Below are 12,107 nucleotides of genomic sequence, written 5' to 3'. Positions count from 1 at the left end.
GAGCAGGTGATGACCCTGTTACGTACCCTCGTTGCGATGGCAGCACTGCTCGCCAGCAGCATGGCGTTCGCCGATACCGATTGCGCCGATCCGATCGACCAATGGAAGCCGCGTGAATTATTACGCCAGCAAGCCGAGCAGCGCGGCTGGACGGTGCAGCGCATCAAGGTCGACGATGGCTGTTACGAGGTCAGGGGAATCGACCGGATGGGTAACAAGGTCAAGGCCAAATTCGCCCCCGCTTCGCTGCGCATGCGCAGCATCGAGGTGGAATTCGGGCCGGCCGGCGACGCCTCGGACTATGTCGGGACGGGGCACTCGAAGTCTCACCGCGGGGACGCAAGCAGCCCTGCAAGCAAAGGAAATCTGCCATGAAAAACATCATCACCGGCGCCTGCATGGCAGGCGCGCTGGCGCTGCCCGCACTGGCCAACGCCCGCCCGGTCGTGCTCACCACCGCCTTGCAAAACTATGGCGGCAACGGCGCTTACCTGGCGTTCTATCTCACCGACGCCGCCGGCAACTACAAGAAGACCCTGTGGGTTGACGGCACCAAGGCGAAATATTACAAGCACCTGAGCAGCTGGGCGCGCGCCAGCGGCCTGGATGCGCGCGAATTCGACGGCATCAGCGGCGCCAGCGTCGGCAGCGGCAAGTCGCTCAAGGTGACGGTCGAGCTGGCCGACGCGCTGATCGACGCCGGCTACGAAATCCGGATCGACAGTGCAGCCGAAGACGGGCGCGACAATCCGGTCGATGCGCGCGCGCCGCTCACCAGGGCAGGCGCTGGCAAGCCGGTCAAGGGGCGCGGCTACGTCAAGTCGTTCAACTACGACCTGTAAGGGCGCGCCCGCATGTTACGCCAGTGGCATTCCCTGCCCGGCCTGATCAGCGCGCTGCTGGTCATGCTGCTTGGGATGACCGGCGCGATCCTGTCGCTCGATCCCGCCCTCGACCGGCTCGGCACCAGCGCGCCGGCCGGGGTCAGCGTGGCCGAACTGGCGGGCCGGGTGGTGCAGCATTACCCCGCCGCCGAACAGATCCAGCGCACCCCGTCCGGCTCGCTCATCGTGTATTACAGCACCGACAGCGGCGCCAGGGCCGACCTCGTCGATCCCGCCAGCGGCAAAGCCATCGCCGCCTTTGTGCCATCGGCCTTCTCGCGCTGGGTCAAGCAACTGCACCGATCCCTGTTGCTCGACACCCCCGGCCGGGTTGCCGTCGGCATCACCGCACTGGCAATGCTGGTGCTGTGCATCTCGGGCCTGCTGTTGCTGGTCAAGCGCGTCGGTGGATGGCGGCAGATATACCGACCGCTGCACGGCAGCGCCAGCCAGCGCCTGCACGCCGCGGTCGGCCGGGTGGCCGCTGCCGGCCTGCTGTTGTCGGCGCTGACCGGCATGTATATGTCGGCGGCAACCTTCGGCCTGGTCGCCGACGGCATGCAGGCCGAACCCGATTTTCCCGCCACCACCTCGGGCGGGCCGCCAGCGCCGGTTGCACGCCTGCCGGCACTGATGGCGACCCGGCTCACCGACCTGCGCGAACTGGTGTTTCCGATCCCGGGCGACCGGTCCTCCGTGTACACCCTGCGGACGATGCAGGGCGACGCCTATGTCGACCAGGCCAGCGGTGCGCGGCTTGCCTATCGCGCCCACAGTGGCGTGCGCGAGGCGTATGAACTGGTGTACCAGCTGCACACCGGCCAGGGCCTGTGGTGGCTCGGCCTGGTGCTCGGCCTGTGCGCCCTGTGCGCGCCGTGGCTGGCGGTGACCGGCGTCACCGTCTGGTGGCGCCGGCAGCGCGCCAAACCGCGCATCGCCGGCAACAGCGCCGCCCAGCTGGCCGACACGGTGATCCTGGTCGGCAGCGAAAACAACAGCACCTGGGGCTTTGCCCGGGTTTTTCATGACGCCTTGCGCGCTGCCGGCCAGCGCGTCCACACGGCGCCGATGAACCAGTTCTCGTCGCGCTACAAAGCGGCCGCCAAACTGTTCGTGCTGACCTCGACCTATGGCGATGGCGCTGCCCCGGCGTCGGCCAGCCAGTTCCTCGACCTGCTCGATCGGGTCCCGGCCAATCCGGCGCGCCAGTTTGCAGTCCTCGGTTTTGGCGACAGCCAGTTCGCGCAATTTTGCCAGTTCGCCCGGGACGTCGATGCGGCGCTGCTTTCGCACGGGTGGCAGCCCATGCTTGCGCTGGCCACGATCGACCGCCAGTCGACGCAGCAATTCGCGCAGTGGGGCAACGCCGTCGGCGAACGGCTGGGCATCGAACTGCGACTCGAACACACGCCGGTCCATCCGCGCACGTTTTTGCTGCGCCTGGAAGAACGCATCGACTACGGCGCGCAAGAGCAGCAACCGACCGTGGTGTTGCGCTTTGGCGCCGCCCCGGCGCAGGTATCGGGGCTCTGGTTCCAGCGTCTGTTGCGGCGCCGGCGCCTGCCGCGCTTCGAAGCGGGCGACCTGGCGGGCGTCATCGCGCCAGGCAGCCCGATGCCGCGCTTTTATTCGCTGGCCAGCGGTGCGCGCGACGGCATCCTCGAAATCTGCGTGCGCAGGCAGCCCGGCGGCCTCTGTTCAACCTACCTGCACGGACTGCAACCGGGCGACCTCATCGAGGCCTTCATCCATCCCAACCCCGCCTTCCGGCCGGCATCCGGCAAGGCGCCCGTGATCCTGATCGGCGCCGGCACCGGGATCGGGCCGCTGGCCGGCTTCATCCGCAACAACACCGGCAAACACCCGATGTACCTGTACTGGGGCGGGCGCGACCCGGCATCCGATTTCCTGTACCAGCCTGAACTGCGCAACTACCTCGCCGACCGCCGCCTCACGCAACTCCACACCGCGTTTTCGCGCGTGGAAAACGGTACACATGTCCAGAACCGGCTGACCGACGACGCCGAGCACATGCGCACACTGATCGCCGACGGCGGCCAGGTGCTGGTGTGCGGCAGCAGCGCGATGGCGGCCGGCGTCAGGGCGGCGCTCGACACCATCCTGGCGCCGCTCAAGCTGAACGTCGCTACCCTGCGCACCTGCGGGAGATACCGTGAAGACGTGTTCTGAACCGGCGAGCGCCCTGCGCCGCTACAGTCTGAATGGCGCGACGATGGGTGGGCGCTACAGCGCGGTGTTTTACGCTCCGGATGGCATCGACGCGCCAGCCATCGGCGCGAGCCTGTTTGCAGCGGTCGACCGGGTCGACCGGCAAATGTCGACCTGGAATCCGGCGTCCGACCTGTGCCGCTTAAATGCCGCGCCCGAACATGCCTGGCTTGCGGTACCGGCGGAATTGGCCGAAGTGCTCGACACCGGCGTGCGGATCGGCCTGCAGTCGATGGGCGCCTTCGACATCGGCGTCGGCGCGCTGGTGGCACGCTGGGGCTTCGGCCCGGCGCAGCAGCGCGACACGCTGCCTGCAAGCCCGCACTGCCCGGCCGGCGCCAGCCTCGACATCGACCGGGCCGGTGGCCGCGTGCGCAAGCGTGCACCGGTCGCGCTTGACCTGTCCGGTATCGCCAAAGGCTATGGCGTCGACCGGCTCGCGGATTGCCTCGATGGCTGGGGCGTGACCCGCTACCTGGTCGGCATCGACGGCGAAATGCGCGCGCGCGGCTGCAAGAGCAACGGCGAGGCGTGGGCCGTCGCGCTCGAAAAACCGGTGTATGGCGTACGCGAGGTAGCTGGCGTGATCGAACTCCAGGACGCGGCGATTGCCACCTCCGGCGACTACCCGCGCTGGGTGGATATTGCCGGCACACGCTATGCGCACACGATGCATCCGACCCTGCAGCAACCCGTGTCGAACCGGCTGGCCGCGGTCACCGTGCTGGCCTCGACCTGCATGCTGGCCGACGCGTGGGCGACGGCGCTGCTGGTGCTCGGTGAGCGCGACGGCCTCGCACTGGCGCGCGAACGCGGCATGAATGCCTTGTTCGTGCTGCGCGACGGCGACCGGCTGCAGGAAATCCTGGTGCTCGGCGGCGCGCTGTCCGAACCGAACTAATGCACGCTGTTCTTACGTCTGCTCTGGGCGCGCAGCCGCTGTGCGGGCAAAGCGCTTGACTGTTTCGAACCAGAGCACGCTAAGCACGCTGGCGCAGACCCCGATCGATGCCAGGGTCGCGCCAGGCAGCGCAAAAACGAACAGCGCTCGCAACGGCGCAATGCCAAGCACCAGCGCCAGCAACATCAGCGCGCCTGCCACGATGAAAATAAAGGTCGGATTGGCGCTGTCCCTCCGGCGCCAGGTCGATTGCGACCATGCGCGGTTCACGTAGATCAGGCCAAGGTTAGCCAGCACCAGCGAACCGAACATGGTGGCGCGGATGGCATCGTCGGGCGCGGCCAGCGCGCGCCCGACGGCGCTCAGGCCGACCAGCGCGAGCAGCAGCCCACTGCCCTGCCACAGGCCGCGCAGCAGCACCGCGCGGTCGAACAGGCGCGCATCCGGTCGGCGCGGCGCGGCCTGCATGGCATCGGCTTCGAGCGGCTCGGCTTCGAACACCACCGAGCAGGCCGGATCGATGATCAGTTGCAGGAACAGCACGTGGACCGGCATCAGCAGCATCGGCCAGCCGAACAGGACCGGCAGGATCGACAGGCCGACAATCGGCACGTGCGCCGCCACCACGAAGACGATCGCCTTGCGCAAGTTGGCAAACAGGCGGCGCCCATGGCGCACGGCAGTGAGCAGCGAGCCGAAGTCGTCGTTGAGCAAGACCAGCGCCGACGACTCGCGCGCCACGTCGGTGCCGCGCGCGCCCATGGCGACACCGATGTCGGCCGCCTTCAGCGCCGGCGCGTCGTTGACGCCGTCGCCGGTCATCGCCACGACATCGCCGCGGGCGCGAAAGGCCTGCACCAGACGCAGCTTCTGGGCCGGCTGGACCCGACAAAACAGCACGCTATCGGCCAGCCGCCGTGCCAGTTCGGCGTCGTCCATGGCATCGAGTTCGACGCCGGTGATGGCCGCACCGGCGGCAAGTCCGGCCTGGCGCGCGATCGATAGCGCGGTGGCCGGGTGGTCGCCGGTGATCATGACGACACGAATCCCCGCCTGCCGGCATTCGGCAATCGCGGCCGGCACGTCTGGGCGCACCGGATCTTCCAGCGCAATCAGTCCGAGGAACTGAAAATCGAAATCGTGCTGGTTACCGGGCAGCGTGGCGGCGTCGAACACCGCCATGGCCACGCCCAGCACGCGCAGGCCCTGCGCGGCCATGCGCTCGACCTGCTGCGCGATCGCGGCGCTGCGCGCGGGCTCGAGATGGCACAGGTCGATGATCGCCTCCGGCGCGCCTTTTGCGGCGATCATCTTGGCGCGCTGGTCGGGCGATTGCCAGACGCGCGACATGGCCAGCATCGCCTTGGTCAGCGGATAGTCGCTCAGCAGTGTCCAGTCGCGATGCAGGTGCTCGGTGTGTGCCAGCAGCGCCGCGCCGGCCGCGCCGATGGCAGACTCCATCGGGTCGAATGCGCGCCGATGGCTGGCCAGCACCGCATACTCGAGCACACCGTGCAGCGCCTCCGCGAGCGGCGCGTCGCCGGCAGTGCCGGCATCGTAGGCCGCCGCTTCGGTCCAGAGCGCGCGCACGACCATGCGGTTCATGGTCAGGGTACCGGTCTTGTCGACGCACAGCACGGTGGTGGCGCCGAGCAGCTCGATGGCCGGAATGCGCCGCGCCAGCACCTGTTCGCGCGCCAGCCGCCACGCACCCAGGCCAAGAAAAATGGTGAGAATCACCGGCAGTTCTTCGGGCAGGATCGCCATCGCGAACGTGAGTCCGGCCAGCAGTCCATGCAACCAGTCGCCGCGCAGGTACCAGTAGGTGGCGGCCAGGGCAGCCGCCATGGCCAGCCCCACCAGCGCCACCCGTTTTACCACGCGCCGGGTCTCTTGCTGGATCGGTGTCGGTTCGGTGCGGATGGCGGCAAGCGATGCCCCGATTCGTCCGAGCGCACTGCGCGCGCCGGTGGCGATGACCTCGCCGCGCGCGTTTCCCTGCGTGACCAGGGTGCCCGAATAGACCTGGGATGCCGGATCGATGCTGCGCGCCTTGGCCGGGTCAGCAGCGGCCGCAGCGGCGAATTTTGCCACCGTGGCCGATTCGCCGGTGAGCATCGATTCGTCCAGCGCCAGGTTGGAGGATTCGAGCAGGCGCAGGTCGGCCGGCACCCGGTTGCCCTCGGAAATAAGAACGATGTCGCCGCATACCAGTGCGCTTGCAGCGGTGGTGTGCACGGCGCCGTCGCGCACGGTCAGCGCCGTCGGGCTGGACAGGTCGCGCAAGGCCGCCAGCGCATTCTCGGCGCGCCGCTGTTGGGAAAACGTGATGCCCATGACCACGAATACAAAGCCAAGCAGCATCAGCGCCTCGCCGCGATCGCCCAGCAGCAGGTAGATCGTGCCGCACGCCACCAGCAGCAGGAACATCGGCTCGGTGACCACCTCGGCGAGCAGCCGCAGCAGCGTGCGTTGCTGCGAGACGGGCAAGGCATTCGGGCCATCCTGCAGCACGCGGCGGGCGGCCTCGGCTTCGCTCAAGCCGCTAGCGGCGGCCCCAGCGCCCCCGGCGGCAGTCATGTTCCAGCGTCGCTGCGTGCGGCAGGCGCGCCTGCGCTGGCATGATCGAGGTCGGGCCGGTGCCAGGGATCGACATGGGTCATCAGCGACAAGACGCGATGGCGCGCCATCACATTGCGGCGCGCCGCCACCGCAATGTCGTGCCCCGCCTCGACCGGGATGGTGGCATCGACTTCGATGTGGGCATCGACCACGATCATGTCGCCCATCTTGCGGGTGCGCACATCGTGCACGCCCATCACCCCCGGGGTTGCGGCGAGCGTGCTGGTGATCGCTGCCACTTCCTGCTCGTCGATACCGCGGTCCATCAAGGCGTGCAGCGCATCCCAGGCAAAGCCCCAGCCCATTTTTGCGATCATCAGGCCGACGATCAGCGCGGCGATCGGGTCGAGCAGCGGATAACCGGCCAGGTTGCCGGCGATACCGATCCCGACGACAAGCGAGGATGCCGCATCCGAACGGGCGTGCCAGGCGTTCGCGACCAGCATGCTCGACTTGACGCGGGTGGCGATCTTCAGCATGTAGCGAAACAAGATTTCTTTGGCCACCAGGGCCACTGCAGCGACCGCCAACGCCGCCGCATGGACCACGGGGATGCTGTCCGGGTTCTCGAGCTTGCCGATGGCCGACCATGCCATCCCGGCCCCGACGGCCAGCAGCAAGGCGCCAACCACCAGCGAGGCCGCGTTTTCGAAGCGCTGGTGGCCGTAGGGATGGTCGGCATCGGCCTCCTTGGCGCCGTGATGGCTGGCAAAAAGGACGACAAAATCGGCGACCAGGTCGGACAGCGAATGGATGCCGTCGGCGATCAGGCCTTGCGATCTGGCGAGCACGCCGACAGTGATCTGCAAGCTGCTCAGCAAAATGTTGACGACCACGCTGGTCCACGTGCTGCGCGCTGCCGCGGCGCTGCGCCCGGCAACAATACTTTCGCTATCTTCGGACTCGTCGATCGGTTGGTGCAGGTCGCTCAAGGGTGTCTCCAATGTCCGGCCCGGGCCGGACCACGCTGGTTCAGTCTAGCATGCGCGTTTGTGGTCATTCGACATGGGCTGCTGGCGTCCTGGGGCCGGTCGATGTTTCACCCCACGTCATGCGGCAGCGTCAATCATATTTGCTTTGAATCGGGCAGCCAGGAATGTAATTGCGATTCTTCACTTCACGTTCACAACGTTCGCGGGCCCGCTTGGTACCGGCCTGCAGCAATTGTTCCGCCTGGGCTTTAATCAGCACATCGGGATGGGCCTTCCAGACTGCGTGAACCGGTGAAATTTTCTGTACGTCCAGTTTGTAGTATGCGGTGACGTCGCGAAAGGTGTCGGGCCAGTTCTGCCATTCATACGCTGCGGTGACCAGGTCGCCTTCCATCATCACCTTCTGTTCAGGCGCGTAAGCAAATATGACGTCGGCCATGTGGCCGTTACTGCGCCCCCAATACAGATCGAGCGTCTGTGTGCTGTCCTGCAGGCGCAGATGATCACCCATCACATGCGTCTTGAACGGCTGGGGGGAACGAGCAAGATCGTCCGGATAATCGGGTGCAGCGCGGCTGATTGTTTCGTGAAATTGCGCAAGCGTCGTCGGGCGCTGGATGACGGGAATGCCTTGCGCAACCGCCTGGCGCAGTCCCAGGGTGTGGTCGAAATGGTTGTGGCTGGCTACCAGATAACGAATCGGCTTGCCACGACCCAGCTTGCGAGCAAAAGCGAGGGTGGCTTTCGCCTCGTCCGGCAGCACAGCCAGTTCGAACAGAACCAGGTGATCGCCACATTCCACCACCGTGGTACCGTTATTGATGCGCCAGATACCGTGCCCCACCGGCACCGATGTCAGTTCACGCACTGGATTTGAAGGCGGCTCGGCCATCTGTACCTGCGGCAAGCCGAAAACCAAGGCCAATGGCAGTGGGTCTAGTCATCGCGACAGTGGCGATGCTGTCAACCGTCGCATCATGACCATGACCATGACCGCGATCTTATTGCGGCCATCAATTCGAGAACTACAGCGGCGAGTTCCGCCGGCAGTGCCATGGCACTGCGCCTGTGGAAGGGAAGGCGCTGGCTTTGCAAACAATCGCAAAGCGAAACCGGCCCCGTTGAAGCAGGAATCCAACGGCAAAAAAACCTAGCTTCGGTTAGGTTTGCATAAGTTTGGAGGAACGGAATTCCTGGCTTCACCAGGCCCTGTGAGAACCAGCTGTTACCGACATTCGGGCCGAAAAAATCGCCCGAGCGCACGATCAAGGTACGCACCCCGGTCGCGGCGGACGCCTGCATGCGCGCCTCCATCTCGACCCGGATGGCAGCCTTGCGCGTGCGCGGATTCTGTGGCGCATCCTCTTCGATGAGCGGGAAAACATCTGGCCCGAAGTTGTGGACCGTGCCGGGCAGCAAAATGCGTGCGCCGCTCAGGCGTGCCGCGGCAATCGTGTTATCGAGCATCGGCAGCACCAGTGCATCCCAGTTGCGGTAGCCGGGCGGGTTCACCGCATGCACGATCAGCGCCACGCCTTGCGCTGCGCTGATGACGTCCTGCTGGTTCATCGCATCGCCGACGCACCACTGCAGGCCATCTTCTTTTTCTGCAACACTTTGCGGGGCACGATGCATGGCCTGCACGCGCCAGCCGCGCGCCAGCAGAACGCGCGCCACTTCGCCGTTGATGGAACTGAGTATCCCAGCAATTACCTTTACGGCTCATGCTGCAGACAAAGCCGTTTTCCCACAAGAGTTTCTGGCACAGCGCGCTGGCATACTGGCTGCACCGATCGGAATGAACGATCAGTCCTGCTGCCGGTCAGTGCTGCTGGATACGCAACTGGTCTGTCGTCAAAGAAGTGCATCTCAACCCCAACGTTATGATCGTCGAAACCAAAGCGCCAGCAACTAATTCGCCTGCATTTAGAAAAGCAGCCTAACAGCCGCTAACGCGACAACCAGCTTGACAACCACCGCTAGTGAGGCAGGTCGTACGGCGTCATCTGTTCTGGCACAGGAGCGCTTTTCGAGAGGCGTTGCGGTATGACACCGTGGCGAACGATGATCAGATCGGCATCACGCTTCGACTGCATCCCATTGCCGTGGTCGATTTCCACGGCATGCCTCTTGCCGAGGCAGGTGGCAGCACTGGTGCAGATGTGTCCGACCGGGGCAATCGAATACAAGGTGCTTGAAGGGAATACCTCGATGCGACCGGGCACGAGGCGCTCAGCTAGCGAGCAGAGCAAAACACTCAGGTAGCGGTTCAGCGCGTAAGCATAGCCCGGTGTGGCGTCGCGCATTAACCAGGTAATTTGCAGCGGCGAACTCGGGTCGAGCAGTTCAGGCCGGAACAGATTTTGCGCAACATGCGTGGCGACGTTGAGTGGCCAGCCGTGCACCATCTTGTCAATCGCCTGCTTAAATGTGTCGTGCCACTTCTGCAAGGTGTGCGGTACACCATGGCGGCTCGGTGCCCAGCCAAATGCACGTCGTGCCGTTTCTTCGGCGCTCATCATTATGTTCAACATGCCATCGGTTGGCAGGATGCTGGATGTCGGCGAGGGGTTTCTGCTGTCAGCCACTTCCAGCAATTCGTAGAGAAGGCGCCCAAACAGGGAGGTTGACGCGCGCTGAAGATCCTGCATGCCCCCGTCGCCTGCACCGGAAATTACGATCTTGTTGACCCCCGCCGGTAGCGGCTGGTACGCATCGATACCATCGCTGTCGGTCCAGAATTCCGGACCAACATAGCCCTGCCACATGCCCAGCAAGGGTATCTCGCTGACCTGCTCCTTGCCGTAACCCATGCATGACAAGCGGGCGCCGAACTGCCTGGTCTGCATGGCCGCCGCCCCTGGCAGCCAGTTCCCGTGGACTTCAAGGAAAAGGTTCGCGGAAAGATCGGACTCGACCAGCGCACGGGCATCCAGCCCCTGCAGCAATGTCACCGTGCCATAGCCGTTGCGGCCGTTGCGGGTCTTGAGGAAATTGTCCCATTGCTTGGTGAAAGCCGAGGCGAGCGAAGCGCCGGACATGGCCGCAGTTTGCGGCAATGGAATAGTGCCGACCATGGGAAAGCGCGCCGTTTTCCAGTGTCCGTGCGGCCAGTCGTACTCGGTCGGATCGATCCGCCGCAGCCAGGAAGCCGAAATACTGGGAAACACGTTCGTGGTCAGTTCCACCACGGTGACATCGACATGGCGCGCCGCAGCCAGCATCGCCGCATTCATGCCGGCGGCCCCCGCCCCGAAAATTAGCAGGGGGGAACCGGCACCGATCAAGGATTCGGCGCAGAGGGCATTGACCATCAGGGTTGACCGAAGCAATTGGTCACGGACACTGCCGGTTCGCAGACCAGTCAGGTCGTAACAGCGTGGAGAAACCCGGTGAAGCGCCATAATCTGGTTGGACACAATGCATCCTCTTGAAAGCGCCTGACGGAGCCACCACGGCGATCGTGTCGACCCTCGGTCTAGCGAACCATACAGTCAAACGACAAGCCACAACTTCCCTGCAACAGAGTCGGGCAGCGCCATTCGCCGCTGGGACGTCGATCCGCTCGTGTCTACGCTAGCCAGCCACGGACGCATCCAGCGCGATACGATCGAGGTCAGCGAGGCTGCGGTCCATCAATTCCATCATGTGCAGATATTCGTGCAGTAATGCATAAGCGCTTTTAGACAAGTCTAAATACTTGCTGCGGTGCATAGTGATACCTGCCGCCAGCAAGTGTGGCGGCACAGGTCCGAAAATTTTGGCAGCGAGTGGCCGGGAGAGTACCAGCACGCCGCTTGGCGTGTTGTCCATGCGCATGCGCGAAGCCAAATCCGCCTCTGCCGACTCGAAACGATCGGCATCCTCCACGAGCGCAAGCCACAGGCCGTCCACCCCCATCAGCGTGGTGCCAAGCTCGCCCTCAAGGTGCTGTGTCTGCAGCTTGACGGCAATAGGATCAAAAAGGTCAAGTGGCATGCAACGCTCCGGGTTGTTGACGTTCATAACGTGCCCTCGGCCCGAGTATCCCACTTTTCACAGACGACTGCACCTTGTATTCGCGTGTCAACACGGTCTCCTGCAGGAGCGTGGTCGTTCTGCCCGCATGCGCGCGTTACCGCGTCGGCATCGTAACTTAAAATGAACCGACAGCTGATCAACACCGACGTCTTTACCCTCCTTCAATGACGAAAGGTGGGTGAATTTGACAGGCGCGCGATCTGCACCCTGTCCAGGTCGGTCACTGAAGATGCGATCTATGACAGCCAGGCTCCCCACCTACAGGCGCAGCAAGCCCGCCAGGCCGATTGGCGGACGACCCGCGCCCTCGACCTTCGGATAGAACGGTTCGACCAGCTTGTGCAGCTTGCCCCGCGGCGTAACGCTCTCGATCTCGGCGAGGAAACGGTCGCGCGCATGATCTTTTTCTTAGGGACGCGCCGAACAATGAATGATTTCGGTGCAGACGATGCACGCAATGTGGACGCGTTTCTCGGATGCCTGAATTTTCATTTTCAAGCATCCAATCCGAAGATTCTT

The 12,107-nt window shown here is 64.5% G+C and carries 10 protein-coding genes and 2 pseudogenes; 4 read left to right on the top strand and 8 right to left on the bottom strand.

Annotation, left to right across the window (positions count from 1 at the left end):
* Positions 1-9 precede the first annotated feature (9 nt).
* From V6M87_RS13315 to V6M87_RS13300, 4 genes are read left to right on the top strand one after another with little or no spacing between them, the layout of a single operon-like run.
* Positions 10-375: a PepSY domain-containing protein gene (locus tag V6M87_RS13315; RefSeq protein WP_332877111.1), complete on the top strand. Its 366-nt coding sequence runs from the start codon at positions 10-12 to the stop codon at positions 373-375.
* On the top strand, positions 372-842 hold the full coding sequence (locus V6M87_RS13310; protein ID WP_332877110.1) for a DUF2271 domain-containing protein: 471 nt from the start codon (positions 372-374) through the stop codon (positions 840-842). Before V6M87_RS13315 ends, V6M87_RS13310 begins: the two co-directional genes overlap by 4 nt.
* Positions 843-854: 12 nt before the next feature.
* Positions 855-3,074 (top strand): PepSY domain-containing protein, encoded by a 2,220-nt coding sequence (locus V6M87_RS13305; protein WP_332877109.1) that lies wholly within the window; start codon positions 855-857, stop codon positions 3,072-3,074.
* Positions 3,058-4,014, top strand: a complete 957-nt coding sequence (locus V6M87_RS13300) for an FAD:protein FMN transferase (protein WP_332877108.1) — start codon at positions 3,058-3,060, stop codon at positions 4,012-4,014. The genes V6M87_RS13305 and V6M87_RS13300 overlap by 17 nt, the downstream gene beginning before the upstream one ends.
* Before the next feature lie 12 nt (positions 4,015-4,026).
* On the opposite strand, the gene V6M87_RS13295 is transcribed toward V6M87_RS13300, so the two are convergent.
* The 8 genes and pseudogenes from V6M87_RS13295 to V6M87_RS13260 form a co-directional block, all read right to left on the bottom strand.
* Positions 4,027-6,594, bottom strand: a complete 2,568-nt coding sequence (locus tag V6M87_RS13295) for a cation-translocating P-type ATPase (protein WP_332877106.1) — start codon at positions 6,592-6,594, stop codon at positions 4,027-4,029.
* Entirely contained in the window at positions 6,591-7,568 is a 978-nt protein-coding gene (locus V6M87_RS13290) for a cation diffusion facilitator family transporter (protein ID WP_332877105.1), read from the bottom strand. The genes V6M87_RS13295 and V6M87_RS13290 overlap by 4 nt, the downstream gene beginning before the upstream one ends.
* A gap of 130 nt (positions 7,569-7,698) precedes the next feature.
* Positions 7,699-8,460 (bottom strand): MBL fold metallo-hydrolase, encoded by a 762-nt coding sequence (locus V6M87_RS13285; protein ID WP_332877104.1) that lies wholly within the window; start codon positions 8,458-8,460, stop codon positions 7,699-7,701.
* A gap of 83 nt (positions 8,461-8,543) precedes the next feature.
* Entirely contained in the window at positions 8,544-9,245 is a 702-nt protein-coding gene (locus V6M87_RS13280) for an NAD(P)H-binding protein (protein ID WP_442920587.1), read from the bottom strand.
* A gap of 22 nt (positions 9,246-9,267) precedes the next feature.
* Positions 9,268-9,390, bottom strand: a pseudogene (locus V6M87_RS13275) (IS3-like element ISPsy37 family transposase); the annotation flags it as partial.
* Between the two features lie 157 nt (positions 9,391-9,547).
* Entirely contained in the window at positions 9,548-10,987 is a 1,440-nt protein-coding gene (locus tag V6M87_RS13270) for a hypothetical protein (RefSeq protein WP_332877103.1), read from the bottom strand.
* A gap of 157 nt (positions 10,988-11,144) precedes the next feature.
* The gene (locus V6M87_RS13265) at positions 11,145-11,573 is read right to left on the bottom strand and encodes a hypothetical protein (RefSeq protein ID WP_332877102.1); all 429 of its coding nucleotides are present in this window, start codon (positions 11,571-11,573) and stop codon (positions 11,145-11,147) included.
* Between the two features lie 276 nt (positions 11,574-11,849).
* A pseudogene (locus V6M87_RS13260) lies at positions 11,850-11,981 on the bottom strand (IS5/IS1182 family transposase); the annotation flags it as partial.
* Between the last annotated feature and the right edge of the window lie 126 nt (positions 11,982-12,107).

Source organism: Massilia sp. S19_KUP03_FR1, from assembly GCF_036688685.1.
Lineage (GTDB): Bacteria > Pseudomonadota > Gammaproteobacteria > Burkholderiales > Burkholderiaceae_D > JALYUM01.
Note: the sequence above shows the minus strand (reverse complement) of the source record. Positions and strands in the feature narration are given on the sequence as shown.

Coding starts and splice junctions, on each gene's coding strand:
- V6M87_RS13315 (WP_332877111.1), top strand. CDS start 10: ATGACCCTGTTACGTACCCTCGTTGCGATGGCAGCACTGCTCGCCAGC.
- V6M87_RS13310 (WP_332877110.1), top strand. CDS start 372: ATGAAAAACATCATCACCGGCGCCTGCATGGCAGGCGCGCTGGCGCTG.
- V6M87_RS13305 (WP_332877109.1), top strand. CDS start 855: ATGTTACGCCAGTGGCATTCCCTGCCCGGCCTGATCAGCGCGCTGCTG.
- V6M87_RS13295 (WP_332877106.1), bottom strand. CDS start 6,594: ATGACTGCCGCCGGGGGCGCTGGGGCCGCCGCTAGCGGCTTGAGCGAA.
- V6M87_RS13285 (WP_332877104.1), bottom strand. CDS start 8,460: ATGGCCGAGCCGCCTTCAAATCCAGTGCGTGAACTGACATCGGTGCCG.
- V6M87_RS13265 (WP_332877102.1), bottom strand. CDS start 11,573: ATGAACGTCAACAACCCGGAGCGTTGCATGCCACTTGACCTTTTTGAT.